We start from the raw sequence: 24,854 nt of genomic DNA, 5'->3' as shown, positions 1-24,854 counted from the left end.
GGGTGATAAACCAATCAAATCATTGAGAAACAACAATATTTAAATCCGATGAATTTTCGCGACGCTGGGAACCTAATCCTCTCTCCGATAGTTCTGTAGTCCGGATAGCAAATCTTTTGCCCCCCGCTCTTGCTATCCAAAAAAACATGAGCCCGGAACGCATCTCCCCCCCCCGACGCGTTCCGGGCTCAGAATTTTTCCGGGGACCTCGCAGAAATCAGGGATATTTTCGCCTTCGGAACGCTTTTCCGATCGATGGGTTGTTCCATGGTCACCGGCATGGCGTCCGGTTGAGGCATGTCCTGACAAGGGCATGTACGAAAGAAAGGCTCTGAAAAAGGAGACGAAGATGACCAGGAAGATCCTAGCCGCCCTTCTGTTAACCGGTTCGCTGATGGTCGCAGCCTGCAATACGGTCGAAGGCGCAGGCAAAGACGTGCAGAGCGCCGGGCAAGCAGTAGAAAACGCGGCCAAATAAGAGCGCACTGGCTTCCATCAAAAAAAGGCGCGCGCGCCAAGGGCAAGCCTTTTTTCAGTGTGCCGCGTCAGCCGCTTCGGACGCCGCCAGTTCCTTCGCCTGTTTCCGATCGGTGAACCAGATGGCGATGATCGTGATCTCATAGAGCGCCAGCAACGGCAACGCGAGCATGAGCTGCGACACGACGTCCGGCGGTGTCAGCACAGCCGCCAGAATGAAGGCCGCGACGATCATATAGCGGCGCATGCCAATCAGTTGCGCCCGGCTGACGAACCCCGCCCGGTTGAGCAGCATCAGCAGCACCGGCATCAGGAAGCTGACGCCGAAGGCCAGGATGAACTGCATCACCAGCCCCAGATAGGCGTCGGCGCTCGGCAGCGCCTCCACCTGCAAGCCGCTGCTGTTCCCCTGAAACTCCAGGAAGAAATGGAAGGCGGTCGGCATCACCACGAAATAGGCGAGGCTCGCCCCCATGGCGAAGAGGAAGGGCGTGGCGATGATGAAGGGCAGCAGCGCCTTCTTTTCCTTCGCATAGAGCCCCGGCGCGACAAAGGCCCAGAGCTGGTTCGCGATGATCGGGAAGGACAGGCAGAAAGCACCGAAAACCGCGATCTTCACCTGTACGAAAAAGGCTTCGTAGAGCTTGGTATAGACCAGCCGCCCGCCACCGTCGCCAAAGGCTTCCTTCAGCGGGTGGACGAGGATCGCGAACAGTTGCTCCGAAAAATAGAAACAGATCGCGCCCGTGATGAACAGCGCATAGACGCATTTCAAAAGCCGCCCGCGCAGTTCGATCAGATGGTCGAGCAACGGCGCCTTGCTATCGTCGATATCCTTCATGCCGCCGCGTCACCCTTCCGCCCCGATTCCTGCGCCACATAGGGCGGGCCGTCCGTCGCGGGCTGGACCTGCGCCACATGAGGCGGCGCATCGCCGGTAGGTGCGGATTCAGCAACGAAGGGTGGCTTCATATCCGCTTGGTCCATGGCGGCTTCAGCGGTGGGAGCCGGCAACGACTCCATCGGCTGCCCGGTGATTTCGGGCGGATGCTCTTCCATGATCCGCTTGTTCTGCGCGGCCCATTTCTTTTCCAGCTCTTCCAGCTCGACCTCGCGCACCATCGCGTCGATGCCGGTGCGGAAATGGCGCGCCATGGACTGGGCCTTGCCCACAATCTGCCCCACTTTGTAAAGAGCGCGGGGCAGGTCCTTCGGGCCGATGACGATCACCGCAATGATCACGATCACCAGAAGTTCAGACGAATCGATGCCAAACATGTGTGCCTACCGCCCAGGCCCGAGGAAAATCAGGCCTTGGTCTTTTCTTCCGTGGCAGTCGGCGCGTCCTGTTCGGGAACGCGATGGCCCTCGATGCGCGTCGCAGGCTTGGTCGGGACGACATCGTCATCGTCTTCCATGCCCTTCTTGAAGCTCTTGATGCCCTTGGCAACGTCACCCATCAGCCCGGAAATCCGGCCACCGCCAAACAGCAGCATGACCACCAGGAGAACGATGACCCAGTGCATCAGCGAAAAGGAACCCATTTGAACGTACTCCTGAAACTCCGCCTATCTAGGCATCTTCCTCATCATTTTCCACAACGGATTGGACGCCCAGACCCTCAAGCGCCAAATCCACCGGATCGAGCAGACCTGCCGCGCGCAGGTCGTCCAGTCCGGGCAGGTCGCGGCGGCTGCTAAGGCCGAAATGTGACAGGAATTCGTGCGTGGTGGCGTAAATCAGCGGACGCCCCGGCACTTCGCGCCGTCCCGCCGGCCGCACCCAGCCCGCCTCCATCAGCACGTCCAGCGTGCCCTTCGCTACCTGAACCCCGCGAATAGCCTCGATCTCCGCACGGCTCACCGGCTCATGATAAGCGATGATGGCCAGCGTTTCCATGGCCGCGCGGGACAGCTTGCGCGTCTCGTCCTTTTCCCGGCGGAGGATGTGGGCAAGGTCCGCCGCCGTCTGGAAATGCCAGCGCCCGCCACGCTCGACCAGATTGACGCCCCGTCCGGCATAATGGTGGCCGAGCGTCGCCAGCGCGCCGGGCAGATCGCCCGCCTCCCCCACATGAAGCCTGAGTTCCGCCAGTGTCAGCGGCTGTTCCGACACGAACAGCACAGCCTCCACAGCGCGGAGGAAATCGTCCGGTTCTTCGATCACAATAAACGCCCCGCAGTCGGTTCCGGTACAGCAGCGCGCAGGAAAATGGGCTCGAAAATCCCCTCCTGCTGGATTTCCAGCCGCCCCTGCCGCGCCAGTTCCAGCGCGGCGACGAAACTGCTGGCAAGCGCCGATTTCGCCATCGGTCCATCCTGCCCGCTGGGCAGGAAGGCTTCCAGCGCGGTCCAGTCGATCGCCGCGCCGACCAGGGTGCCGACCCGCTGGATCGCCTCGTCCAGCGTCATGACCGGCCGCACCGCGACCATATGCACGACGGGCTGGGTGCGGGCGCGGATCTGCCCATAGGACTGGATCAGATCGAACAGGCTCGCCGCCCATTTCGCCTTGCGGACAAGGCGCAGGCCTTCGGGCTTCTCCCGCACGAACACATCGCGCCCGATCCGGTCCCGCCCCAGCAGCCGCGCCCCCGCCTCCCGCATGGCGTACAGGCGCTGGAGCCGCAATTGCAGCCGCAACGCAAGTTCTTCCGGGCCGGGTTCAGGCTGCGCCTCCTTGGGCAACAGCAGCGCGGACTTGAGATAGGCGAGCCAGGCCGCCATCACCAGATAGTCGGCCGCCAGTTCCAGCTTCAGCTTCCGCGCCCCGTCGATATAGGCGAGATACTGCTCGACCAGCGCGAGGATGGAGATTTCGCGCAGATCGACCTTCTGCGTCCGCGCCAGCGCCAGCAGCAGGTCGAGCGGCCCTTCCCAGCTTTCGAAGCTGACCGTTAGCGTTTCAGGCCGGGGAACGGCTTGAGGCGTGAAGAGATCGTCCACCTGTCAAACCATGACCGGCGCCAGCAATGCGTCGCGGGTAGCGAGCAATTCCTCCAGCGGCGGCCCCTCCTTCAGCCTGTGCGTCGACCCCATCGCCCGATCGAGCCGCGCTTTGCCCTGCGGCGTGATCTCCGGCAGCAAATCGGCGATGCCGGTCATGTCATCCATCCGGCCCCAACAGTTGAGCGCCAGATCGCAACCCGCCGCGACCGTCGCCGCCGCCAGTTCGGCTATGCCGCCCTTCAGCGCCTTCATGTCGAGATCGTCGGACATCAGCAGCCCGTCGAAACCGATGCGTTCACGGATGATCGTCTCGATCACCGAGGGCGACAGGCTGGCGGGCAAATCAGGGTCCCAGGCGGAATAGACGACATGCGCCGTCATCCCCATCGGCGCGTCCTTGAGCGCCTGGAACGGTGCCAGATCGACCGCCAGCGCATCCTCGTCGGCGGTGACGATGGGCAGTTCATGATGGCTGTCGACCAGCGCCCGGCCATGACCCGGCATATGCTTGACGATGCCCACCACGCCGCCGTCGGCCAACCCCTCGATCACGGCGCGCCCAAGGGCGGCGACCCGCATCGGCTCGGCGCCCAGCGTCCGGTCGCCCATGATGTCGCTCGCCCCATCCTGCCGCACATCGAGCAGGGGAAGCGCATCCACGGTGATGCCCACCTCCGCCAGCGTGGTCGCGATGGCGCGGGCATTGGCGCGGGCGGCGGCAATGGCACTGGACGGCGCGACCTCGTAAAGCCGGTCGAACACGGCTCCGGGGGGAAAGCTGGGCCAGACCGGCGCCTGCATCCGCGCGACGCGCCCGCCTTCCTGATCGATCATGATGAGCAGGTCGTCGCGACCATGCAACGACCGCAGATCATCGGTCAGCGCCCGAAGCTGATCCCTGTCCACGATATTGCGCCGGAAAAGGATATAGCCGGCCGGATTCGCAGCAGCGAAAAAGGCGCGCTCATCCGCGGTCAGGGTCTCGCCGGAAAGGCCGAAGATAACGGGTTTCATGGACAGGATGGTAGCGGCTGAAAGCCCCGCTGTCGAAGGGCTTTGTCCCCTTAATTGACCACCATGCAGCTCTCGCCCGCCACCTTCAGCTTGCCGCAGAGCGTGCTGGCCTGCCCACCCGCCGCCGCGCGCAGGCGATAGACGGTGCTGCCGCCCACCTGCGCTTCCTCGATCGTCATGGGCAGCGGCTCCAGATAGGTGAAGCGCTTGGACAGGCGCTTCCAGGCATCCTTGGCAAAGGCCTGATTGCCATAGGCGCCCAACTGGATCATCCCGCCACCGGCAGGCCGCGCCGCCGCCGTTGCGGGCTTGACGTTGGTTTCGTCCGTCACGCGCGCCGTGACGCTCTGCGCGGGTTTGCCCTGCACCACGGGCTTGGCATTGGCCGCCGCGCCGCTGGGCGTGATCGGCGCTTCCGGCACGCGAGTCGGATCGATTCTACCATCGCGCGCCACGCCTTCGCTCGCGGCATAGCTGGCGTCACCCTCACCCTCGAACTTCTTGGCATCGGCTTCCCTGGCGGGGATCTTGTAATCCCCTTCCGGCGCCGCGATCAGCTTGCCCTGGCCGCCAGCCCCGCCCGAACGGTTCTGAATCAGCCACACCCCGGCGACGACCGCGCCGATCAGCGCCAGCCCGAACAGGATGAAGCCCAGCAGCCGCAATGGCGACAGCCCCTGCTCCTCCTCATCCTCAATGGCGGGTTCCAGCCAGGGCAGACGATCTTCATCGTCCAGGTCCAGCCGTCCCCGCGCAAAGTCGCCCATCTTGTCCGTGCCTCCGACGGTTACTGCATCTCGGTCAAGGCCGCGACGCCCATCAGCGCCAGCCCATTACGGATGATCTGCCCGATTCCACGGCTCAAGAAAAGCCGCGCGGAAGTGGTGGCCGGATCGTCCGTCAGGATGACCCGCGCCTGCGGATTGTCGTTGCCGAGGTTCCACCAGCTATGGAATGCCGAAGCCAAGTCATTGAGATAGAAGGCAATACGGTGCGGCTCGCGGGCCGAGGCGGCGCCCTCCACCACGCGCGTGAACTGCGCGGCGAGCTTCACCAGACCCAGCTCTTCCGTCCCAAGGCGGGACAGGTCGGGTACGGGAAGGTCGATCCCCGCCTCCTCCGCCCGGCGACCGAGCGAGGAAATGCGGGCATGGGCATATTGCACATAGAAAACCGGATTGTCCTTCGATGCTTCCACCACCTTGGCGAAATCGAAGTCCATCTGCGCATCGGCCTTGCGGGTCAGCATGGTGAAGCGGACGACATCCTTGCCCACTTCGCGCACCACATCGGCCAGCGTCACGAAATTGCCCGCCCGCTTGGACATCTTCACCGGCTCGCCATCGCGCAGCAGACGGACCATCTGGATCAGCTTGACGTCGAAGCGCGCGCGCCCTTCCGTCAGCGCGGCGACGGCGGCCTGAATCCGCTTCACCGTGCCGCCATGGTCGGCGCCCCAGATGTCGATCAACTGGTCGGCGGTCTGGGCCTTCTGATAATGATAGGCCATGTCGGCGCCGAAATAGGTCCAACTGCCATTGGACTTCTTGATCGGCCGGTCCTGATCGTCGCCGAACTTGGTCGAGCGGAACAGCGGCAGTTCGACCGGCTCCCAATCCTCCGGCGTCTCGCCCTTGGGCGCTTCCAGCACGCCGTCATAGACGAGATCATGATCGCGCAGCCATTTCTCGGCGGCATCGGGCTTGCCCGCCACCTGCAATTCGGCCTCGGACGAGAAAATGTCATGATGAATGCCCAGCAGCGCGAGGTCGCTGCGGATCATGTCCATCATCGCGGCAACGGCCTTGGTGCGGAACGCCACCAGCCATTCGCTTTCCGGCGCACCCACATATTTGTCGCCATATTCGGCGGCGAGCGCCTGCCCCACGGGCACGAGATAGTCGCCCGGATAGAGTCCCTCGGGAATCTCGCCCACAGCCTCACCCAACGCCTCGCGATAGCGGACATGCGCCGAACGGGCGAGCACGTCGACCTGACCGCCCGCGTCATTGATATAATATTCGCGGATGACCTTATGCCCGATATGTTCGAGCAGGGTCGCCAGCGCGTCGCCCACCACCGCGCCGCGGCAATGGCCCATATGCATGGGGCCGGTCGGGTTGGCGGAGACATATTCGACGTTCACCGTCACGCCCTCACCCGTGGCGGAGCGGCCATAATCGGCCGCCTCGGCATGGATCGCGGCCAGTTCGGCGCGCCAGGTGGCGTCGGTCAGCCTGAGGTTGATGAAACCGGGCCCGGCGATCGACGCGCCCTCGACCTCGTCCAACTTTTCCAGGCCCGCGACGATCTTTTCCGCCAGCGCGCGCGGATTGGTGCCCGCCGGCTTGGCCAGCACCATCGCGGCATTGGTGGCAAGGTCACCATGGCTGGCGTCGCGCGGCGGCTCGACCGTGACCGGCTTGCGGTTGAGGCCAGCAGGCAGCGTGCCGTCAGCCTCCAGTGCGTCGAGCACGGCGTCAAGATGAGCGGTAAAGCGGTTGTAAAGAGACAAGGGACGAACTTTCCTTCAACTCCGTTCGCCCTGAGCGAAGTCGAAGGGCCGTCCTTTCTTCAAAAGTACCGGGGCCTCGACCTGGCTCAGCCCGAACGGGAAAATGGGCTTAGCGGGTAGCGTTGTAACGGAGCTGATCCTGGGTCAGGTTGAAACCCACGAGCAACTCGAAGCTGGTTCGCTGCAAGGCCGCCTTGACCTCCGGCTGCGCGAAGGGATCGATCGCCGCGTCGGCATCGCCCGCCTTGCGCTTTTCCGTGATCTTGCGCTGGATATCGTCGGGCAGCGTGGCCGCCGCCTTGCTGACATAAGACCCCGCCTTGGCGGTCGCGGTGGCGCGATACTGCCCGGCCGGAAAATCCAGCACGACCTGGCCGATCCGCTTGGCGACCACGGCATTGCCGCCGCGCACCACGGCGGAATAATAAGGCAACGTCACCTGCCGCGCCGCGCTCGCATCGCTGCGACGGGCGTTCACGATGAAGGTCGCCTCGGTATAAAGCTGCTCGCCATCCGCACAGGTCGAGCGCAGATCGGTGATGTTCGCCACCACGTCGATGGCGCGGGCATCCGTACTTTCCGCCGGATTGAACAGGGTCACATCGCCGGTATAGGCCGGGATCGCCGCCACCGGGCAGGCCGAACGCACGGCCACGATACCGCCGGTCGGGTCGATTTCCCCCCGCCGCGAACAGCCCGCGAGGGCCAGGGCCAGCATTCCGGTCAGCGCAATTCGAGAAAAGGTCACAGGCAATCCCTTGGGAACAGGCGTTGGGCTTCTTATCCATAGGCTGTCCGGCACGCAACCGAAACTGGCGCACCATAAAGGAAGCGGCTTTCATATGAAGCCACATTCGCCTAAGCGGCAACGCATGACCCCCCTTTCGCCCCTGAAGCTTCTGATTGCGGCCCCGCGCGGCTTTTGCGCCGGTGTCGACCGCGCGATCACCATCGTCGAGCGGGCAATCGAGAAATATGGCGCTCCGGTCTATGTCCGGCATGAAATCGTCCATAACAAATATGTGGTCGACAGCCTGAAGGCGAAGGGCGCGATCTTCGTGGAAGAGCTGGATCAGGTGCCCGACGGCCTGCCGGTGGTCTTTTCCGCCCATGGCGTGCCCAAGGCGGTCCCGGCGAAGGCGGAGGAACGCGGCCTGGACTATCTCGACGCGACCTGCCCGCTGGTCAGCAAGGTCCACCGCCAGGCCGAACGCCAGGTGGAGGCAGGGCGCCATATCCTCTTCATCGGCCATAAGGGGCATCCCGAAGTCGTCGGCACCTTCGGACAGGTCGACGAAGGCCACATGACGCTGATCGAGACGGTCGAGGATGCCGAGGCCTTCACGCCCGCCGATCCCGACAATCTTGCCTTCCTGACGCAGACGACGCTCTCGGTCGACGATACCGCCGCGATCATGGCGACGCTCCAGCGCCGCTTCCCCACGATCCATGCGCCCAGAGGCGAAGACATCTGCTACGCCACTTCCAACCGGCAGGCGGCGGTGAAGGCGATCGCGGCCAATTGCGACGCGCTCTATGTGATCGGCGCGCCCAACAGCTCCAATTCGGTGCGGCTGGTCGAAGTGGCCGAACGCGAAGGCACCCCCGCCCGCCTGATCGGGCGCGCCGACGATATCGATTTCGCCTGGTTGAAGGGGGTTCGCACCCTGGGCCTCACCGCCGGCGCCTCCGCACCCGAAATACTGGTGCGCGAAGTGGTGAACCGGATAAGCGAACGTTTTTCAGTGACGGAAGAGCAGGTGGAAACCACCCGCGAAAACATCTCCTTCAAACTCCCCCGCGGACTGGAGGCCGCGTAAGTCCATGGCCGTCTACACCCAGGTTCCCGCCGAAGAGATCGACGCTTTTCTCACCCGCTACGAGGCCGGACGACTCGTCTCCGCCAAGGGCATTGCGGAAGGGGTGGAGAACAGCAATTATCTGCTCGAAACCACCGGCGCCGACGGTACTGGCCACCGCTACATACTGACGCTCTATGAAAAGCGCGTCGATGAGGCGGACCTGCCCTTCTTCATGGACCTGCTCGACCATCTGGGTGCGCGCGGATGTCTGGTGCCGCGCTTCATCGCGGACCGGGAGGGCAAGCGGCTCCAGCAGCTCGCCGGGCGCCCGGCCTGCCTGATCGAATTTCTGACCGGCATCTCCGTCACCGAACCGACCGTGGGCCAGACCCGCGCGGCGGGCGCGGCGCTGGGCGCGATGCACCGGGCGGCGGAGGGCTTCACCGCAGAGCGCCGCAATGCGCTGGACCTGCCCGGCTGGCACGATCTGGCGGCGAAATGCGGCGATGATTTCGACCGGATCGCCCCTGCCCTCGGCGCGCGGGTCCGTCAGGAACTTGCCTTTCTGGACGCGCACTGGCCCGCCGACCTTCCCCATTCGGTGATCCATGCCGACCTCTTTCCCGACAATGTGCTGATGCTGGGGGATGAGGTGACGGGCCTCATCGACTTTTATTTCAGTTGCACCGACATCCGCGCCTATGATCTGGCGGTCACGCACAGCGCCTGGTGCTTCAGCAATGATGGCGCGACCTGGTTCGCGGAGCGCGCGGCTGCCTTGGGCGCGGGCTATGCGGCCACGCACGGCCTGTCCGAAGCCGAGCGAGCCGCTTTCCCGGTCCTCTGCCGGGGCGCCGCGCTACGCTTCCTGCTGACGCGGGCCTATGACTGGATCAACACGCCCGCCGATGCGCTGGTGACGCGCAAGGACCCGCTGGCCTATCTGCGCCGTCTCGATTTCTACGCCAGCGCCGACCCGGCGGATCTGCTCGGCGCATGAGCGATCTGCCGCAGGTCGAAATCTTCACAGACGGCGCGTGCAAGGGCAATCCCGGCCCCGGCGGCTGGGGCGCGGTGCTGCGCTTTGGCGACAAGGAGAAGGAAATCTCCGGCGGCGAGGCACAGACCACCAACAACCGCATGGAAATGATGGCGGCGGTGCAGGCGCTGGAAACCCTGAAACGCCCCTGTCAGGTGACGCTTTATACCGACAGCAAATATGTGATGGACGGCATCACCAAATGGGTCTTCGGCTGGCAGAAGAACGGCTGGAAGACAGCGGACAGGAAGCCGGTCAAAAATGCCGAAATCTGGCAGTTGCTGGTGAAGGCCGCAGCCCGCCACAAGGTGACGTGGCAATGGGTGAAGGGCCATGCCGGCCATCCGGAAAACGAACGCGCCGATCAGCTGGCCTGCGCCGCGGCGGAGAGTTTTCGGACATAGGCGCCAGGGTCCGCCGCCCGCCCTTCCCCAATTCTACCGAAACCGCGCCGGAGAATAGGTAGACGCATCGATACCGGCGACGGCGTGCGGAGGCGCCTCGCGCCGCAGCAGGCTCCCCGCCAACAGCGCCGCCGCCGGTGACGTCTGAATGCCAAATCCCCCCTGCCCCGCGAACCAGAAGAAGCCCGGTTCCGCAGGATCGAAACCATAGACCGGCGCCCGATCGCGGGAAAAGCTGCGCAGGCCAGCCCATTTGCGTTCCACCGCCGCGACCGGCCAGTCCACCACCGCCTCGAACCGGGCAATCGCCTCGGCCACCGCCAGTTCCTCCGGCGCGGCGTCGCAGGGCGGGGACGGCACCTCGTCATGCGGGGTCAACCAGATGCGCCCTTCCCCCTCGGGCTTGAAATAAAATTGCGAGGCGAGGTCCATGACCAGCGGCAGGTCCGCCGAAGGCATGGCGGGCACGCGCAACTGCACCACCGTCCGCCGCAAGGGCGTAATACCGATCGGCGCCACCCCGCAAGCTTTGGCGACATCGTCCGCCCAGGCGCCCGCCGCATTGACGATCAGGCCGCAGTCGATCGCGCCATCGTCCGTTTCGATCCGCCAGCCACCGTCCCGCGCCTCGGCCCGTCGTAGCGGCGTCCCCAGCCGAATCTCTCCGCCCAAGCGCCGGAACCGCCGCAACCAGGCCTGATGCAGCGCCGCCACGTCTATGTCGCAAACCCCCGGCTCCAGCACGCCCAGCGTCCAGTCGGGCCGCAGGCCCGGCACCAGCCCGGCCGGATCGACCGGGTGCAAGGCCACCTTACCGCCAAATTCCGCCAGCAACCGGTCCCGCGCCGCCGCATCGCCCGCCCGCCCCACATGGAGCGTCCGGCGCGGCGACAGGAAGGCGCTTGTCGAAAAGTCGGGATCGGGCGCGGCCAGCATCGGTCCGGAAGCCGTCGTCAAGGGCTGGACCGCCAGCCCGCCATAAGTCTCCTCCCAGAAGGAAACCGCCCGCCCGGTGGCGTGATAGCCCGCGCTCGGCTCCATCTCCAGCAGCAGCACGCGCGCGCGCTCCGCCAGCACCGCGCCCAGACTCGTTCCGGCGATCCCGCCCCCGACAATGACGATATCGGGCCGGTTCATCGGGGCGCGACTTCATCCAGAAAGCCGTCGATCCGGGCCAATGCATCCAGCCGCACCAGGTCCAGCTCGCGCAGGATTTCATGCGCCGCCTCATGCCCATAGACATGCAGACGCGCGCCCGGAATCCGCGCCGCCGTCCTTCGGATGGCCGGAGTCGACACGAGCTGGTCATTCTCCGCCGCCAGCATCAACAGCGGCACCGATATCCGCTCCAGCCCCGGCCGGGTGGCGAGCCTGTGGGTCGAATGAAGCGCCTGCTCCACCCATCTCCAGCTCGGCGATCCCAACGCCACGTCCCGGCTATGTTCGCGCCACCAAAGTTCATCGGCATAACGGTCCGGGTCGTGGGTCAGCCGCTTCTGCCGCATGCGCCGCTGGCGTTCCGACTCTTCCTTCTGCGTCCAGGCCTGCTTCCGCCCGAAGCCCGAAGCGCACATCGTCTCGGCAATCGCCACCGCCAGCCAGCGCGGCAGAGGCGCGCTATGCACGCCCATCATCGGCGCCACCGTCACTGCGGCATCGGGCGCCACCATGCCCTCAAGCAACGCACGCAGCAGCAAATGCCCGCCCATGCTGTGCGCGACCATCACCGCCGGCCCCTCCCCCTGCGCACGCCAATCGGCGGCAAAGGCATTCAGGTCCGCGATCCACTGGCCGAAATCCTCGATATGGCCGCAGAGCAGATCGTCGGTCAGCCGCCCCGACCCGCCCTGTCCGCGCCAGTCGAAGCTGGTGACGGCCCAGCCGCGCGCAGCCCAATGCTGAATCACCTCGAGATATTTCTCGATCATGTCGCCCCGGCCGCCCAGCACCAGCATCCGCCCGCGCGCGCCAGTGCCGAGCCGGTAACGCCGCACCGGCCAGCCATCGGGCGCGGACCAATAGTCCAGCCGCCCGTCCATGGGCCAGGCACGACGATCAAAAGGCGGGGCAACGAGGCGGGGCGAATCCATCGGCGGCATGGTTACGCTTTGGTAAGCCATCCGGTCTACAGTTTCGAACCCATGAACGGGGATATTTTCAGATTGGCGCTGATCGGCGCCCTGGCCGTGCTGCTGATCGTGGCATCCGTAACGGATCTTCGGTCGCGCATCATTTCGAACCGCCTGAACCTGTGCGTTGCCGGACTGGCGCCGCTCTGGTGGCTGGCATGCGGACTGCCGCTCTGGCCGGGCATGGCGGTGCAACTGCTGGTCGCTCTGATCGTGTTCATCCTGTTTGCGATACTCTTTGCCTTTGGCTGCATGGGCGGGGGCGACGTGAAGCTGCTGGGTGCGCTGGCGCTCTGGTTCCCGTGGCAGGCGACCCTGTCGATGCTGATGCTGATGGCGGTGCTGGGGGGCTTCGTCACCATCATAACCGTCGTGCACCATCGCATGACCCGGCGGCTGGGGCAGCCGCAAATCCCCTATGGCATAGCCATATCGTGCGCCGCGCTTTGGCTTCTTGGCGAACGATATATTAACCAATTTGCGTGAAAACCGGGGCTTCAGACGCAACTCGTCTGATTAAGGGAGGCGAATTTCATCATGGATGCCAAGAAGATCGTGCTGCTGGTGGGGGCGCTGATCATAGCGGTCACTACAGCATTGCTTGCACGCAACATGCTGAGTTCGTCGGGAACGCCTCAGGCAGGCGCGTCGTCCATGCCGGTCGAGGCGGACCAGCCCCATGTGCTGGTCGCGACCAAGGCGCTGCCCGTGGGCACCATCCTCGACGCGGAAAGCTTCCGTTTCCAGCCCTGGCCCAAGGATCTGATCGAACAGGCCTATTATCTCAAGGGCCAGTCCGATCCCCAGAAACTGGTGGGCAGCGTCGTGCGCACCGCCATTTCAGCGGGCCAGCCGATGACGCTGGGCTCGGTCATCAAGCCGGGTGATCGCGGCTTCCTGGCCGCCGCGCTCGGGCCGGGGATGCGCGCCGTGACCGTGCCGGTGTCGGCCACCAATTCGGTCGCGGGCTTCGTCTTTCCGGGCGATCGCGTCGACCTCGTCCTGACTCAAAGCGTCAATGGCGGCGGCGACGGCGATCCGCTCAAGGTCTCCGAAACCATCCTGCGCAACCTGCGCGTGCTCGCCACCGACCAGCGCATGGATGCGCTGGGCGCGGACGGCAAGCCTGTCGTTCAAACCTATTCCAACGTCACTATCGAAGTGACGCCCAAGATCGCGGAGAAGATCGCGGTCGCCCAGACCATCGGCTCGCTCTCGCTCTCCCTGCGCTCGCTGGCCGACAACAGCTCGGAACTGGATGCGGCCATTGCGGGCAGCGATGTGGATCTGCCCGACGGCAGCAATCCCCATGCCGAAAAGACAATGCTGGCCAGCATCGCCACCCGCCCGGTCGACAAGGGCGGCACCTATTCCACCGGCGCCGACGTCTCGCGCTATCAGCGCAGCAGCGTCCCCGCCAAGCCCATGCAGGCCTTGCCCGCAGGCGGCGCTCCCATGGGTGGCGCACCCGCCAATATCATCGTCAGCCAGGGCCCTGTGATCCGCGTCGCCCGCGGCACCAATGTGACCGTCGTTCCGGTCGGGGGGAAGTAAGATGAAGGGGTTTCCTGTTCACGCCACGGGCACGGCCAGGCCGCTGCTCGGCCCGGCCATCGCGCTGGGGCTGGCGATCGCCGCCGCCGCCGTACCGACCGCCGCCCTCAACGCCGCGCCCGTTTCGATGCAGGACAATGCGATCCTGATGTCGGTTGGCAGCAGCAAGGTCATCAACCTGCCCGCGAAAATGTCCGACGTGGTGATCGGCAACCCGGATGTGGTCGACGTCCATGTCCGCTCGCAGAACCAGCTTTACCTGATCGCGAAGAAGGCGGGCGAAACCACCGTCTTCGCGACGGCGACCAACGGCAAGGTGCTGTTTTCCGGCACGGTGCGCGTCGGCAACAACCTGGCCAGCGTCGATGAGATGTTGAAGCTGGCGATGCCCAATGCCGACATTGCGGTTAACAAGATGAACGGCATGGTCCTGCTGACCGGCACCATTGCCGCGCCGGAAGACGCGGCCGAAGCCGAGCGCCTGACCCAGGCCTTCGTCGGCAAGGAAGTGACCGTGGTGAGCCGTCTGCGCACCGCGACGCCGCTGCAGGTCATGTTGCAGGTGAAGGTGTCGGAAGTGGCCCGCGATATCGGGCACAAGATCGGCATGAACCTGGCGGCTTTCGGCAGCGGCGCCGGTTCCTTTTCGGGTTATATCGGCCGATCCTCACGGGATTTTGTTACGCGTACCGTGACGAAGCCGACGATCAGCCCCGCAGTGCGTAACCCGGACGGCTCCATTTCACCGCCCTTCATGTCGCTTCCAGGCTCAACCGAATGGAAGTTCAACCAACCCACCGACGGCTCCACGACCTTGGGCTTTGTCGCCAAAATGTTGGGCATGGATGTTGCGGGTGCGCTCGATCTCGCGGAATCGAGCGGTCTTGCAACCACCCTCGCCCAGCCGAATCTGACCTCGCTTTCAGGTGAAACCGCCAGCTTCCTGGCAGGCGGCGAGTTCCCCTATACCGTCAGCAACGGCACGCAGGGCAACAGCCTGGAATGGAAGCAATATGGCGTGCAACTCGCCTTCACGCCGACGGTGCTGGCCGATGGCCGCATCTCCCTGCGCGTCCGTCCGACGGTATCCACGCTCGACTTCTCCATCCTGCAAAGTCAACCGGCCCTGAAAACCCGTACCGCCGAAACCACGGTGGAACTCGGCTCCGGCCAGGCCTTCATGATCGCAGGCCTGATAAGCGCAGACACCGGCAACACGATCGACAAGGTTCCGGGCCTCGGCAACCTGCCGATCCTGGGTAGCCTGTTCAAGTCACGCCAGTTCCAGCGCAATGAGACGGAACTGGTCATCGTCGTCACCCCCTATCTGGTGAAGCCGATGAACGCATCGGACGTGCGCCTGCCGACCGACGGCTTCCGCAACGCCAATGAGGGCCAGGGCCTGTTCCTGCAACAGGGCCAGGACGGCGTCAGCGGCGCCCGCGCCGCGATGCCGCGCCACGCGCCCGAGGGGCCGGTCCCCATGCCGGGACCGCAGAGTTCGGTCACGCCGCCGCCCGTCGTCCGTGACTCTGGCAAGCGTTCGAAGGACGCCGCGCCGGGCTTCAGCTTCTGATCCGAAGGACGAAAGACATGGCTTCTCTGTCCCGCAAAAATATCGTCCGCTTCGGCGCCCTTGCCCTGATGGCGCTGCCGCTCGCCGCCTGCCAGACCGACCAGGGCGCCAATCGCAGCGTCGAATCGATCCATCAGCCGATCGTCAGCCATACCGCCTTCACCTTTGACGTCGCAGCCGGCCCGGACGGCGGCATGACCAATGCGGAGGCCCGTCGCCTGGACGACTGGTTCGTGTCGATCGGCCTTGGCTATGGCGATCAGGTCGCGATCGCGACCGACACCGCCAGCTACAGCCCCTCGCTGCGCGATGGCATTGCCGATGTCGTCGCCCGCCACGGCATGCTGGTGGGAGAGGACAGCTCGGCCGCCGCCGGCGTCGCGCCGCAGGGCGCCGTCCGCCTGGTCGTGCGCCGCGCGGTCGCCCGCGTGCCGGGCTGCCCCGACTGGTCGGACAAGGCCGAAACCGACCAGCAGATGGGTGCCTCCAAGAATTTCGGCTGCGGCGTGAACGGTAATCTCGCCGCCATGGTCGCCAACCCGGAGGATCTGGTCCGCGGCCAGACCACCGACAGCGAGCTGCGCACGGCCACGTCGAACCGCGCGATCTCGACCTATCGCGAAAAGGCCCCGACCGGCGCGGGCGATCTCAAGTCGCAATATGGAGGCAAGTGACATGAATGCTCCCTGGAGACCCGGCGCGACCGGCCAGCGTGATCCCTTCCACGCCTTCGTCTGCGACGATCACAGCTTCGACCTGCTGCGCGTGGTCGCGGCCGAAATGGGCTGGGCACCGGAAAAGGTGAGCAAGGGCGGCATGCGCAACGCCGTGCAGAGCCTGTCCGTCACCGCCTCGCCCCAAATCCTGTTCATCGACATGTCGGAAAGCGGCGATCCGCTGGGCGACATCAACAGCCTGGCCGAAGTGTGCGAACCGGGCACGGTCGTCATCGCGGCGGGCCAGGTCAATGACGTGCGCCTCTATCGCGACCTTCTGGCCAGCGGCATTCAGGATTATCTGCTCAAGCCCTTCGGCGCCGACCAGTTGCGCGACGCGCTGGCACAGGCTCAGGCGGTGTTTTTCGCGCCCCGCGACGCGGCGCCCGAACATCCGCACATGACCACCGCGGTCATCGGCACGCGCGGCGGCGTCGGCGCATCCAGCCTCGCCACCTCGCTCGCCTGGCTGATGAGCGAGAAGAAGAAGCGCTCGACCGCGTTGCTCGACCTCGACGTTCATTTCGGCACCAATGCACTGGCGATGGACCTGGAGCCGGGCCGCGGCCTGACCGACGCCATCGAGAATCCCAGCCGCATCGACGGGCTGTTCATCGAACGCGCGATGGTCCGCGCCAGCGACCATCTGGCGATCCTGTCGGCCGAAGCGCCGATCAGCCAGCCGATGCTGACCGATGGCGGCGCCTTCTATCAGTTGCTGGAAGAATTTCGCGCCGCCTTCGAATGCAGCATCATAGACCTGCCGCGCAATATGCTGATCCAGCATCCCCACCTGATGAGCGACGTGAATGTCGCCGTGGTGGTCTCGGAACTGACGCTGGCGGCGGCGCGGGATTCGATCCGCATCCTTTCCTGGCTCAAGACCAATGCACCGCAGACACGCGTGCTGGTGGTCGCCAACCGCGTCCATGCCGGTTCGCTGGAAATCACCCGCAAGGACTTCGAACAGTCGATCGAGCGCAAGGTCGACATCCTTGTCCCCTTCGACCTCAAGGTCGCGGCGCAGGCGGCGAAGCTGGGCAAGACGCTGGCGGAAACGGCCAAGGGCAGCAAGGTCGGCGCTTCCTGCGCCGCGATGCTCGACGCCGTGCTGGGCGCAGTGGAAGAAGGCGAGGCCGATGACAATGGCGCGCCGGCGAAGAAGGGCGATTCCCTGCTGGGCAAGATCAGCGATCTCAAGAGCATGATCCCCTCGCGCCGCAAGGACAAGAATTCGGCGTGACGCCGATAAACCTTCTTTGACGGACGCGGATTGGGAGCAGACAGGCAGATGAACGGCAATGTGATCCTGATAGCGGTGTTGCTTTCGGTCTTGCTGGGCCTGGTCGTCATGGCCTTTGCCGGCCCGTCGCCGGAAAAGGCGCAGAAGCGCCGGATGGACATGATCCGGGGTCGGCACAGCGATTCGACCGACGCGATATTGGAAGCGCGCATGCGCCGGGCGATTTCCAACCGCCCGGTCGGCAATGAAGCCTCCATGCTGGTGTCGCTGGTGCCCAACCCGGAGAATCTCGCCAAGCGCATCCGCATGACCGGCAAGAAATGGACCGTCAGCCAGTATATGACGGCCTGCGCGGTGATCTTCCTTGTCCTGTGCGCGCTGCTGATGCTGCGCGGCTTCCCGCCGCTCTTCGCGGTGATGCTGGGCCTCGCCGCAGGGCTTGGCCTGCCGCATATGTGGATCGGCCGCCTCATCAAGGGGCGAATCCAGAAATTCAACGCCAAATTCCCCGACGCGCTGGAACTGCTGACGCGCGGTCTGCGGTCGGGCCTGCCCATCGCCGAAACGCTGACCGTGGTGTCCAGCGAAGTGCCGGGTCCGGTCGGCGAGGAATTCAAGCTGATCACCGAACGGATCAAGATCGGCAAGTCCATGGATCAGGCGCTTCAGGAAACGGCCGATCGCCTCGGCACGCCGGAATTCCAGTTCTTCGTCATCAGTCTGGCGATCCAGCGGGAAACCGGCGGCAACCTGGCCGAAACCCTGTCGAACCTCGCCACCGTGCTGCGCCAGCGCGCGCAGATGAAGCTCAAGATTCGCGCCATGTCGTCGGAATCCAAGGCGTCCGCCTATATCATCGGCGTGCTGCCCTTTCTGGTCTTCGGCCTCATCTGCTACATCAACTATAATTATATGTCGCCCTTCTTCACGCCCGATCCGGCGGGGGTTTTCGGCCTTTCGACCATGCAGGTCATCGGCATTGGCGGCATGTGCTGGATGGCGATCGGCGCGTTCATCATGGCACAGATGATCAATTTCGAGATCTGACGAGGAAGCCCGCCCGATGGAAACCAATCCCGTCCCCGCCGGCACCCTGTTCGGTCTGACCGCCACCGATTTCGGCACGTTGCTCGCCGCGCTGGCGACGCTGGCGGTGCTGTTCGCGCTCTACACGGTGATGACCGTCCGCGATCCGATGGCCAAGCGCGTCAAGGCGCTCAACGAACGGCGCGAACAGCTCAAGGCCGGCATCACCGCCTCCACCGGCCGCCGCCGTGCCAAGCTGGTGCAGAAGAACCAGGCGACCGACCGGATGCGGTCCTTCCTCTCCAGCCTGAAGGTGTTGCAGGACGACCAGCTCAAGGACGCGCAGATCAAGCTGGCGCAGGCGGGCATCCGGTCGAAGGACTGGGCCGTCGCCGTGATCTTCGGCCGCCTGATCCTGCCGGTCGTGATCGGCGGCCTGGCCGCGCTGCTGCTCTATGCGGTGGGCATCTACCCCGAATGGGGCGGCGCCAAGCGTTTCATGGCGTTCGCAGGCGCGCTGCTGCTGGCGTACAAGGCGCCCGACATCTTCATCGACAACAAGATCGCCAAGCGCTCCGCCGCGATCCGCAAGGGGCTGCCCGACGCGCTCGACCTGCTGGTGATCTGCGCCGAGGCGGGCCTGACCGTCGACGCCGCCTTCAGCCGCGTCGCCCGTGAACTGGGCAAGGCCTATCCGGAACTGGGCGACGAATTCCACCTGACGGCGATTGAGCTGAGCTTCCTCACCGAACGGCGCATGGCGTTCGAAAACCTCGCCACCCGCGTCAAGCTGGACGCGGTGAAGGGCGTGGTGACGACCATGATCCAGACGGAGAAATACGGCACCCCGCTCGCCTCGGCGCTGCGCGTCCTGTCCGCCGAGTTCCGCCACGAACGCATGATGCGCGCCGAGGAAAAGGCCGCGCGCCTGCCCGCGATCATGACCGTGCCGCTGATTCTCTTCATCCTGCCGACGCTGTTCGTCGTCATTCTGGGCCCGGCGGCCTGCTCGATCAGCAAGGCTTTCTAAAATTTCAGAGGGGGCGTTCCTGCGTTGCCGTAACGTCCCTTCGAAATCGATGGAAAGCCATGGATTTTCCGCCTTGGCGGCGATCCCGATCCTGTCTTATCTGTCCTGCAAAGACGCATAACTGGAGAGATTCATGGTCGCTGTCCCCCGCATCGCCGCCCGCGCCGCGCTGCTCATCCTGCCCCTGATCGCCGCTTTGCCGGCTGAGGCGGCCCAGCCCATCACCGGCCGCTGGGCGACGGTCGACGGCAAGGCCATCGTCCAGATCGCCAATTGCGGCCAGACACTCTGCGGGCGGATCGAGAAGATCGTGAAGCCCACCCCCGGCCGCCCCCAGACCGACATCAAGAATCCCGATCCCGCGTTGCGCAGCAAGCCGCTGACCGGTCTGGCGCTGCTCACCGGCTTCACCGATGGCGGCGATCTCTGGAAGGGATCGATCTACGACCCCGAAAGCGGCAAGACCTATAACAGCAAGGTCAGCCGCAATAGCGACGGTACGCTGAAAGTGCAGGGCTGCATCATGTTCTTCTGCAAGACGCAGACCTGGACACCCGTGCGATAACCGGATTTTGGGAGGAGCGGGTAATCCGCTCCCCTATTCCCCCAAAATCACATCCACGCCGGCGCGGGCATGGATGCTGGTGCCGTCATAGATCGGCAGCACATTCGCCCTCACGTCGACGATCATCTCCAGCTCGGTGCAGGCCAGGATCGCGGCCTGCACATGCTCCTTGGCGATGTCGGTCAGTTCCGACTTCATATAGCGTTCGGATTCGCGGCTGATCTTGCCGATGGTCAGTTCGTCATAGACGATCCGGTCGATCCGCTCGGCCAGTTCCATGTCGGGCGGCAGCAGCGATATGCCGTGCGCCACCAGCCGCTGGCGATAGAATTTCTCGGTCATCACATTGCGCGTACCGATCAGCGCCGCCTTTTCGATGCCGTCGGCCTGCATCTTGCGCCCGACCGCCTCGGCAATGTTGATGATCGGGATATCGACGCCCGCCTGTACCTCGTCATAGACGCGATGCATGGAGTTGGCGCAGATCAGCAGCGCCGCGGCGCCCGCCTGTTCCAGCCGCCGTGCCGACGCCATCAGCACTTGCGCCGCATGCGCCCATTCCTCATCGGTGGTAGACCGGCCGATATCCGCGAAATCCAGGCTCTCGATCAACAGCGGCGCGCTGTGCTGCCCGCCCCGGGCGCGATACACCGCCTGGTTGATGATCTGATAATAGCGCGCCGTCGACGTCCAGCTAAGACCGCCTATCAGACCGAGCTTCTTCATGAATCCGCTTACCCCAATGCAAAGGTTCCTGCCGCAAATCGTTAAGGATGGCGCCCCGCATCGGCAAGCCCCTTCCTGACCGCCCCGCCGCAAAGACGCAAGCCCAGCACAGTTCCAGCCGCGCCCGCAAGACCCCCGGCAACCGCCATCCCCATATTTTCCAACAGGAAAGCCGAGCCAGCGACGGCCCAGCCCGCCAGTCCACCGACCAGCGCCGCCGCAGCCCCCGTCCCCACGCCCATGGCCCATCTCGCCAACGCCTGCCCGGCCAGCAGGGCGACTCCGATAGAGCCAATCAGCCAGCCGGTGTCGGGTGACAAGGCGAAAACCGAAGTCACAGCGCCCGTCGCCACCAGCATCGCGCCAGCGAACAGGGGCGGTCCGCGCCTCCCCTCGCCCTGCCGCGTCATCCCATGCCATAATATCGCCGCCGCGCCCGCACCGGCCATCGCCCCGAAAGCGATGGCAAGCCCGACAAAGGCAGCGGCATCGGTCAGCATCCGATCCGTCGTCTCGTCCAGCAACCCGAAAGCATGAGGATTGCGCCAGGCCGCCACGCCGACGAACACCGCCGCCATCCCCGCCTGCCCGATCAGCCCGGTCAGCACAGCCGGAATCGCCGATCGCGGCACACCCTGCCCCAGCACCAGCCCGACCGCCCCTCCGGTGATCAGCGCAGCGCAGATCTGCGGCATGGCCATGACATCATGGCTGTAGAGCGTGACCGCCCCGATCACCATTATTCCCGCCATCATCAGATAGGCGCCTTGCCGCAGCCTGCCCCCCACCGACGCCAGCAGCGCCAGCCCGAACAGCAAGGCCGCCACGGACCAGCCGACCGCGACCGTCGGGTTGATGGCCTCCATCACGAGCGCGACATATCCATCCGCCGGGCCGCGATCATACCGCCGCTCAGCCCCGCGCTGCTCGCCACGATGGCCAACAGCCCCAGGGTCCGCGCCGCCGCGCTCCCCGCTTCCGCCGCGACGATGATCGCGCCGATCAGGATGACGGACGACAGCAGTTGCAGAATCGCGACCAGCGACCAGCCGCTCTCCGGCCGCATCCGCCAGCCAAGGACGCCGCCCAAGGCAGAGGCGGCCAAAAAGGAAATGAGGAGGAACAGGATCATCTGTTCCTCCTCATTGCATGAAGTCACCGATGGTCAAGCCCCGCCTTGCCGGACCGGGCCGTCCCGTGATCAGAGCAACCGTTCGTTCACGACCTTGCCGCCCTGCGTCACGCGGATGGCATTGCCGATTTCCTCGTCCAGCACCGGCGCATTCTGATCCTTGTTCCAGAAGGCCGAGAGGAAATTATACAGGTTGCGCGCGAACAGCGCCGAGGCATCCGCCGCCAGACGCGAGGGCACATTCTTATGCCCCACGATCTTCACGCCATGGCGCTCGACCACCTCGCCCAGCACGGCGCCCTCGACATTGCCGCCCTGTTCGACGGCCAGGTCGACGATCACGCTGCCCGGCTTCATCGACGCGATCTGCGCATCCGAAATCAGGCGCGGCGCGGGCTTGCCGGGGATCAGCGCCGTGGTGATGACGATGTCCTGCTTGGCGATATGGCCCGATACCAGCTCGGCCTGCGCCTTTTGATACTCCTCGGACATTTCGGTGGCATAGCCGCCCTTGCCCTCGCCCTCGATGCCCGCGACGCTCTCGACGAAGATCGCCTTGGCGCCCAGACTCTCGATCTGCTCCCTGGTGGCCGACCGCACGTCGGTCGCCGACACTTGCGCGCCCAGCCGCTTGGCGGTGGCGATCGCCTGCAAGCCCGCGACGCCCACGCCCATGATGAAGGCCTTGGCCGGGGACAGCGTGCCCGCCGCCGTCATCATCATCGGGAAGGACCGGCCATATTCGGCCGCCGCGTCCAGCACCGCCTTGTAGCCCGACAGGTTCGACTGGGAGGAGAGGATATCCATCGACTGCGCGCGGGTGATGCGCGGCATGAACTCCATCGCCAGCGCTTCATAGCCCGCCGCCGCATAGGCATCGACCCGCGCCCGCTCGACAAAGGGGTTGAGGCCCGCGACGATCCACGCGCCGGGCCTGGCGCCCGCGATGCTCGCGACGTCAGGCCCCTGCACGCCCAGGATGATGTCCGCGCCCGCCACCGTCGCGGCGCGATCGGCCACGGTCGCGCCCATGGCGGCATAGTCGGCGTCGGCAATGGCGGCGGTCAGGCCTGCGCCTGCCTCCACCGCAACCTCGGCACCCAGCGCCTTGAACTTCTTGACCGTCTCCGGCGTGCCGGAAACGCGGCGCTCACCCTCGGCAAGCTCCTTCACTATCGCAATTTTCATGGACATCCCCCTGCTGCCGCCCGCTTCAGTGAGCGATCAGCACCACGACCAGAGCAGCCACCACGGCAGAGGCAATCGTACCCCACTTCATGACGGAAACGAATCCCGCATAAGTCTGGGTCGCGCTTTCCATATTTCCTTCCGAAGACATGCCCGATCTCTCCTCAACCTGTTTGCTGGCCTCTCTTATCCTCAAGCCTTGCCCCCCTCAAGCGTGGAACGAACAAGAAAATCTTTCCGGTTAAGCCGCTTTTTACCCCTTTTCCCTACCATCGACGACAAGTTCTCAGATGAGGGGGTAGAATGGCGCGCGACGGCGTTCCGATGCTGATGTTGATCGATGACGAGCCCGCGCAGCGCAGGCTGGTGTCCGCCCTGGCCGCCCGTGCGGGCTGGCGCACGATCTTCGCCAATGACGGCGACACGGCGATTGCCATGCTGGGCACGCAGGACGGAATGCGGCTCGACGCCGTGATCCTCGACCAGTGGAGCCCGAGTCACGAGCCGACCGGCCTGATCCGTGAACTGCACGCCCGCCGCCCGGCGCTGCCGATCCTGATCCTGACCGCGCACAATAATGTCGCCGTCGCGGTGGAGGCGATGCGCGCGGGCGCCACCGACTATCTGGCCAAGCCGATCGCGCCCGAACGCCTGCTCGCCGCGCTCAATGCGACGCTGAACGGCGATCATGGCCGGGGCGAACTGCGCCCCCTGACGGAGAAGATTTCCGCCTCTCTTTCCTTTGAGGATGTTGTCGGTGCCGCCCCCCAGTTCCGCGCCGCGCTCGCCATCGCGGCCAAGGCCGCCCGCGCGCGCATCCCGGTGCTGATCGAAGGCGAAAGCGGCGTCGGCAAGGATGTGATCGCCCGCGCCATCCACGCCGCCTCCCCCCGGCACAAGCAGGCCATGGTGACGGTCAATTGCGGCGCCATTCCCGCCAATCTGGTCGAATCGGACCTGTTCGGCCATGAGCGCGGCGCCTTCACCGGCGCCTTCGACCGGCAGGTCGGCAAGTTCGTCGCCGCCGACATGGGCACCATCTTCCTCGACGAAGTCAGCGAAATGCCGCTCGACGCCCAGGTGAAGCTGCTGCGCGTGTTGCAGGACGGCGAAGTCCAGCCCATCGGCGCGCGCCGCCCGATCCATGTCGACGTCCGCATCATCGCCGCCACCAACAAGCGGCTGCATGACGAGATAGAGGCAGGCCGTTTCCGCGAGGACCTCTATTATCGGTTGAACGTGGTGCAGCTCACCATTCCCCCGTTGCGCGAGCGGCTGGGCGACGTGCCTGCCCTCTGCCGCCACCTGCTGGCCCGCATCGCGACCCAGCCGGGGCTGCGGGGCCTCGGCCTTACCGACGATGCGCTGGCGCTGTTGATGCAGCATGACTGGCCCGGCAATGTCCGTCAGCTCCAGAACGCCCTGTTCCGCGCCGCCGTGCTGTGCGAGGGCGACGCGCTGACGCCACAGGATTTTCCGCAGATCGCCGCCCATATCCATGGCCGCGCCCATGGCGACACCCATCATGGCCGGCTGCGCGCCGTGCCGCAGCCGCATCGCGAAGCCGGGGGCATCACCCTGTTCGAAAGCGATGGCCATGTCCGCCAACTGGCTGAGATCGAGGCGGACGTCATCCGCCTCGCCATCGGCCATTATCGCGGGCGCATGACCGAAGTGGCGCGCCGTCTGGGGATCGGCCGATCGACCCTCTATCGCAAGCTGGCGGAACTGGGCATCGACAGCGCGGCATAGCGTCGCCCCATCGCTTGC

At 65.1% G+C, this 24,854-nt stretch carries 29 protein-coding genes; 13 read left to right on the top strand and 16 right to left on the bottom strand.

What is annotated here, in order from left to right; genetic code table 11:
- Positions 1 to 349: 349 nt before the first annotated feature.
- Positions 350 to 478, top strand: coding sequence for an entericidin A/B family lipoprotein (locus HUK73_RS00775; protein WP_176590195.1), 129 nt, complete (start codon positions 350 to 352; stop codon positions 476 to 478).
- A gap of 54 nt (positions 479 to 532) precedes the next feature.
- Here HUK73_RS00775 and tatC read toward each other — a convergent pair whose 3' ends face one another.
- The 9 genes from tatC to HUK73_RS00730 form a co-directional block, all read right to left on the bottom strand.
- On the bottom strand, positions 533 to 1,318 hold the full coding sequence (gene tatC, locus HUK73_RS00770) for a twin-arginine translocase subunit TatC (RefSeq protein ID WP_176590194.1): 786 nt from the start codon (positions 1,316 to 1,318) through the stop codon (positions 533 to 535).
- Positions 1,315 to 1,755, bottom strand: a complete 441-nt coding sequence (gene tatB, locus HUK73_RS00765; RefSeq protein WP_176590193.1) for a Sec-independent protein translocase protein TatB — start codon at positions 1,753 to 1,755, stop codon at positions 1,315 to 1,317. Before tatB ends, tatC begins: the two co-directional genes overlap by 4 nt.
- A 29-nt stretch (positions 1,756 to 1,784) precedes the next feature.
- Positions 1,785 to 2,021 carry a twin-arginine translocase TatA/TatE family subunit gene (locus HUK73_RS00760; protein WP_176590192.1) on the bottom strand — a complete coding sequence of 79 codons (237 nt, stop codon included), beginning with the start codon at positions 2,019 to 2,021 and terminating at the stop codon, positions 1,785 to 1,787.
- Between the two features lie 28 nt (positions 2,022 to 2,049).
- Positions 2,050 to 2,643: an SMC-Scp complex subunit ScpB gene (gene scpB / locus HUK73_RS00755; protein WP_176590191.1), complete on the bottom strand. Its 594-nt coding sequence runs from the start codon at positions 2,641 to 2,643 to the stop codon at positions 2,050 to 2,052.
- Positions 2,640 to 3,422 (bottom strand): ScpA family protein, encoded by a 783-nt coding sequence (locus HUK73_RS00750; protein WP_176590190.1) that lies wholly within the window; start codon positions 3,420 to 3,422, stop codon positions 2,640 to 2,642. Before HUK73_RS00750 ends, scpB begins: the two co-directional genes overlap by 4 nt.
- 3 nt (positions 3,423 to 3,425) lie before the next feature.
- The gene (gene nagZ, locus HUK73_RS00745; RefSeq protein WP_176590189.1) at positions 3,426 to 4,439 is read right to left on the bottom strand and encodes a beta-N-acetylhexosaminidase; all 1,014 of its coding nucleotides are present in this window, start codon (positions 4,437 to 4,439) and stop codon (positions 3,426 to 3,428) included.
- 50 nt (positions 4,440 to 4,489) lie between these two features.
- Positions 4,490 to 5,206, bottom strand: a complete 717-nt coding sequence (locus HUK73_RS00740) for an SPOR domain-containing protein (protein ID WP_176590188.1) — start codon at positions 5,204 to 5,206, stop codon at positions 4,490 to 4,492.
- 20 nt (positions 5,207 to 5,226) lie between these two features.
- The gene (argS, locus tag HUK73_RS00735; protein WP_176590187.1) at positions 5,227 to 6,954 is read right to left on the bottom strand and encodes an arginine--tRNA ligase; all 1,728 of its coding nucleotides are present in this window, start codon (positions 6,952 to 6,954) and stop codon (positions 5,227 to 5,229) included.
- A gap of 109 nt (positions 6,955 to 7,063) precedes the next feature.
- A complete protein-coding gene (locus tag HUK73_RS00730; protein WP_176592744.1) occupies positions 7,064 to 7,672 on the bottom strand; it encodes a hypothetical protein in 609 nt (202 codons plus the stop codon).
- Between the two features lie 154 nt (positions 7,673 to 7,826).
- On the opposite strand from HUK73_RS00730, the gene ispH reads away from it, so the two are divergent.
- From ispH to rnhA, 3 genes are read left to right on the top strand one after another with little or no spacing between them, the layout of a single operon-like run.
- Positions 7,827 to 8,774, top strand: a complete 948-nt coding sequence (ispH, locus tag HUK73_RS00725; RefSeq protein WP_176590186.1) for a 4-hydroxy-3-methylbut-2-enyl diphosphate reductase — start codon at positions 7,827 to 7,829, stop codon at positions 8,772 to 8,774.
- Between the two features lie 4 nt (positions 8,775 to 8,778).
- Entirely contained in the window at positions 8,779 to 9,756 is a 978-nt protein-coding gene (gene thrB / locus HUK73_RS00720) for a homoserine kinase (protein ID WP_176590185.1), read from the top strand.
- Positions 9,753 to 10,199, top strand: coding sequence for a ribonuclease HI (gene rnhA, locus HUK73_RS00715; protein WP_176590184.1), 447 nt, complete (start codon positions 9,753 to 9,755; stop codon positions 10,197 to 10,199). The genes thrB and rnhA overlap by 4 nt, the downstream gene beginning before the upstream one ends.
- A gap of 33 nt (positions 10,200 to 10,232) precedes the next feature.
- Here rnhA and HUK73_RS00710 read toward each other — a convergent pair whose 3' ends face one another.
- Together HUK73_RS00710 and HUK73_RS00705 are read right to left on the bottom strand one after the other, a co-directional pair.
- Positions 10,233 to 11,336 (bottom strand): FAD-binding oxidoreductase, encoded by a 1,104-nt coding sequence (locus tag HUK73_RS00710; RefSeq protein ID WP_176590183.1) that lies wholly within the window; start codon positions 11,334 to 11,336, stop codon positions 10,233 to 10,235.
- Positions 11,333 to 12,298 (bottom strand): alpha/beta fold hydrolase, encoded by a 966-nt coding sequence (locus HUK73_RS00705; RefSeq protein ID WP_176590182.1) that lies wholly within the window; start codon positions 12,296 to 12,298, stop codon positions 11,333 to 11,335. The genes HUK73_RS00710 and HUK73_RS00705 overlap by 4 nt, the downstream gene beginning before the upstream one ends.
- A 42-nt stretch (positions 12,299 to 12,340) precedes the next feature.
- Here HUK73_RS00705 and HUK73_RS00700 point away from each other — a divergent pair, with 42 nt between their 5' ends.
- The 8 genes from HUK73_RS00700 (at position 12,341) to HUK73_RS00665 (ending at position 20,038) form a co-directional block, all read left to right on the top strand.
- A complete protein-coding gene (locus tag HUK73_RS00700) occupies positions 12,341 to 12,814 on the top strand; it encodes a prepilin peptidase (RefSeq protein ID WP_176590181.1) in 474 nt (157 codons plus the stop codon).
- 51 nt (positions 12,815 to 12,865) lie between these two features.
- Positions 12,866 to 13,882: a Flp pilus assembly protein CpaB gene (gene cpaB, locus HUK73_RS00695; RefSeq protein ID WP_176590180.1), complete on the top strand. Its 1,017-nt coding sequence runs from the start codon at positions 12,866 to 12,868 to the stop codon at positions 13,880 to 13,882.
- A gap of 1 nt (position 13,883) precedes the next feature.
- Positions 13,884 to 15,458 carry a type II and III secretion system protein family protein gene (locus HUK73_RS00690; RefSeq protein WP_176590179.1) on the top strand — a complete coding sequence of 525 codons (1,575 nt, stop codon included), beginning with the start codon at positions 13,884 to 13,886 and terminating at the stop codon, positions 15,456 to 15,458.
- 17 nt (positions 15,459 to 15,475) lie between these two features.
- Entirely contained in the window at positions 15,476 to 16,132 is a 657-nt protein-coding gene (locus HUK73_RS00685) for a CpaD family pilus assembly protein (protein ID WP_176590178.1), read from the top strand.
- Position 16,133: 1 nt separating this feature from the next.
- The gene (locus HUK73_RS00680; protein ID WP_176590177.1) at positions 16,134 to 17,417 is read left to right on the top strand and encodes a pilus assembly protein CpaE; all 1,284 of its coding nucleotides are present in this window, start codon (positions 16,134 to 16,136) and stop codon (positions 17,415 to 17,417) included.
- Between the two features lie 48 nt (positions 17,418 to 17,465).
- Positions 17,466 to 18,464, top strand: coding sequence for a type II secretion system F family protein (locus HUK73_RS00675; protein ID WP_176590176.1), 999 nt, complete (start codon positions 17,466 to 17,468; stop codon positions 18,462 to 18,464).
- Between the two features lie 16 nt (positions 18,465 to 18,480).
- A complete protein-coding gene (locus tag HUK73_RS00670) occupies positions 18,481 to 19,473 on the top strand; it encodes a type II secretion system F family protein (protein ID WP_176590175.1) in 993 nt (330 codons plus the stop codon).
- Positions 19,474 to 19,606: 133 nt separating this feature from the next.
- Entirely contained in the window at positions 19,607 to 20,038 is a 432-nt protein-coding gene (locus tag HUK73_RS00665) for a DUF2147 domain-containing protein (protein WP_176590174.1), read from the top strand.
- Positions 20,039 to 20,071: 33 nt separating this feature from the next.
- Here the strand turns inward: HUK73_RS00665 and HUK73_RS00660 are convergent, their stop codons facing one another.
- From HUK73_RS00660 to HUK73_RS00640, 5 genes are all read right to left on the bottom strand, one after another.
- Positions 20,072 to 20,764: an aspartate/glutamate racemase family protein gene (locus HUK73_RS00660; protein ID WP_176590173.1), complete on the bottom strand. Its 693-nt coding sequence runs from the start codon at positions 20,762 to 20,764 to the stop codon at positions 20,072 to 20,074.
- A 41-nt stretch (positions 20,765 to 20,805) separates the two neighbouring features.
- Positions 20,806 to 21,630, bottom strand: coding sequence for an NAD(P)(+) transhydrogenase (Re/Si-specific) subunit beta (locus HUK73_RS00655; protein WP_176592743.1), 825 nt, complete (start codon positions 21,628 to 21,630; stop codon positions 20,806 to 20,808).
- Entirely contained in the window at positions 21,630 to 21,896 is a 267-nt protein-coding gene (locus tag HUK73_RS00650; protein ID WP_176590172.1) for a proton-translocating transhydrogenase family protein, read from the bottom strand. Before HUK73_RS00650 ends, HUK73_RS00655 begins: the two co-directional genes overlap by 1 nt.
- 69 nt (positions 21,897 to 21,965) lie before the next feature.
- A complete protein-coding gene (locus HUK73_RS00645; RefSeq protein WP_176590171.1) occupies positions 21,966 to 23,084 on the bottom strand; it encodes an NAD(P) transhydrogenase subunit alpha in 1,119 nt (372 codons plus the stop codon).
- A gap of 25 nt (positions 23,085 to 23,109) precedes the next feature.
- Positions 23,110 to 23,235 carry an aa3-type cytochrome c oxidase subunit IV gene (locus HUK73_RS00640; RefSeq protein WP_176590170.1) on the bottom strand — a complete coding sequence of 42 codons (126 nt, stop codon included), beginning with the start codon at positions 23,233 to 23,235 and terminating at the stop codon, positions 23,110 to 23,112.
- Positions 23,236 to 23,387: 152 nt separating this feature from the next.
- Between HUK73_RS00640 and HUK73_RS00635 the strand changes: the two genes are divergently transcribed.
- Entirely contained in the window at positions 23,388 to 24,836 is a 1,449-nt protein-coding gene (locus HUK73_RS00635; protein WP_176590169.1) for a sigma-54 dependent transcriptional regulator, read from the top strand.
- Positions 24,837 to 24,854: the final 18 nt, after the last annotated feature.

Source organism: Sphingobium sp. EM0848 (genome assembly GCF_013375555.1).
Classification (GTDB): domain Bacteria; phylum Pseudomonadota; class Alphaproteobacteria; order Sphingomonadales; family Sphingomonadaceae; genus Sphingobium.
The sequence above is the reverse complement of the archived record's forward strand: the minus strand, read 5'-3'. Positions and strand labels throughout refer to the sequence as shown.

Coding starts and splice junctions, on each gene's coding strand:
- HUK73_RS00775 (WP_176590195.1), top strand. CDS start 350: ATGACCAGGAAGATCCTAGCCGCCCTTCTGTTAACCGGTTCGCTGATG.
- tatC (WP_176590194.1), bottom strand. CDS start 1,318: ATGAAGGATATCGACGATAGCAAGGCGCCGTTGCTCGACCATCTGATC.
- tatB (WP_176590193.1), bottom strand. CDS start 1,755: ATGTTTGGCATCGATTCGTCTGAACTTCTGGTGATCGTGATCATTGCG.
- HUK73_RS00760 (WP_176590192.1), bottom strand. CDS start 2,021: ATGGGTTCCTTTTCGCTGATGCACTGGGTCATCGTTCTCCTGGTGGTC.
- nagZ (WP_176590189.1), bottom strand. CDS start 4,439: ATGAAACCCGTTATCTTCGGCCTTTCCGGCGAGACCCTGACCGCGGAT.
- HUK73_RS00740 (WP_176590188.1), bottom strand. CDS start 5,206: ATGGGCGACTTTGCGCGGGGACGGCTGGACCTGGACGATGAAGATCGT.
- HUK73_RS00730 (WP_176592744.1), bottom strand. CDS start 7,672: ATGCTGGCCCTGGCCCTCGCGGGCTGTTCGCGGCGGGGGGAAATCGAC.
- ispH (WP_176590186.1), top strand. CDS start 7,827: ATGACCCCCCTTTCGCCCCTGAAGCTTCTGATTGCGGCCCCGCGCGGC.
- thrB (WP_176590185.1), top strand. CDS start 8,779: ATGGCCGTCTACACCCAGGTTCCCGCCGAAGAGATCGACGCTTTTCTC.
- rnhA (WP_176590184.1), top strand. CDS start 9,753: ATGAGCGATCTGCCGCAGGTCGAAATCTTCACAGACGGCGCGTGCAAG.
- HUK73_RS00710 (WP_176590183.1), bottom strand. CDS start 11,336: ATGAACCGGCCCGATATCGTCATTGTCGGGGGCGGGATCGCCGGAACG.
- HUK73_RS00705 (WP_176590182.1), bottom strand. CDS start 12,298: ATGCCGCCGATGGATTCGCCCCGCCTCGTTGCCCCGCCTTTTGATCGT.
- HUK73_RS00700 (WP_176590181.1), top strand. CDS start 12,341: ATGAACGGGGATATTTTCAGATTGGCGCTGATCGGCGCCCTGGCCGTG.
- cpaB (WP_176590180.1), top strand. CDS start 12,866: ATGGATGCCAAGAAGATCGTGCTGCTGGTGGGGGCGCTGATCATAGCG.
- HUK73_RS00690 (WP_176590179.1), top strand. CDS start 13,884: ATGAAGGGGTTTCCTGTTCACGCCACGGGCACGGCCAGGCCGCTGCTC.
- HUK73_RS00685 (WP_176590178.1), top strand. CDS start 15,476: ATGGCTTCTCTGTCCCGCAAAAATATCGTCCGCTTCGGCGCCCTTGCC.
- HUK73_RS00680 (WP_176590177.1), top strand. CDS start 16,134: ATGAATGCTCCCTGGAGACCCGGCGCGACCGGCCAGCGTGATCCCTTC.
- HUK73_RS00675 (WP_176590176.1), top strand. CDS start 17,466: ATGAACGGCAATGTGATCCTGATAGCGGTGTTGCTTTCGGTCTTGCTG.
- HUK73_RS00670 (WP_176590175.1), top strand. CDS start 18,481: ATGGAAACCAATCCCGTCCCCGCCGGCACCCTGTTCGGTCTGACCGCC.
- HUK73_RS00665 (WP_176590174.1), top strand. CDS start 19,607: ATGGTCGCTGTCCCCCGCATCGCCGCCCGCGCCGCGCTGCTCATCCTG.
- HUK73_RS00660 (WP_176590173.1), bottom strand. CDS start 20,764: ATGAAGAAGCTCGGTCTGATAGGCGGTCTTAGCTGGACGTCGACGGCG.
- HUK73_RS00655 (WP_176592743.1), bottom strand. CDS start 21,630: ATGGAGGCCATCAACCCGACGGTCGCGGTCGGCTGGTCCGTGGCGGCC.
- HUK73_RS00650 (WP_176590172.1), bottom strand. CDS start 21,896: ATGATCCTGTTCCTCCTCATTTCCTTTTTGGCCGCCTCTGCCTTGGGC.
- HUK73_RS00645 (WP_176590171.1), bottom strand. CDS start 23,084: ATGAAAATTGCGATAGTGAAGGAGCTTGCCGAGGGTGAGCGCCGCGTT.
- HUK73_RS00640 (WP_176590170.1), bottom strand. CDS start 23,235: ATGTCTTCGGAAGGAAATATGGAAAGCGCGACCCAGACTTATGCGGGA.
- HUK73_RS00635 (WP_176590169.1), top strand. CDS start 23,388: ATGGCGCGCGACGGCGTTCCGATGCTGATGTTGATCGATGACGAGCCC.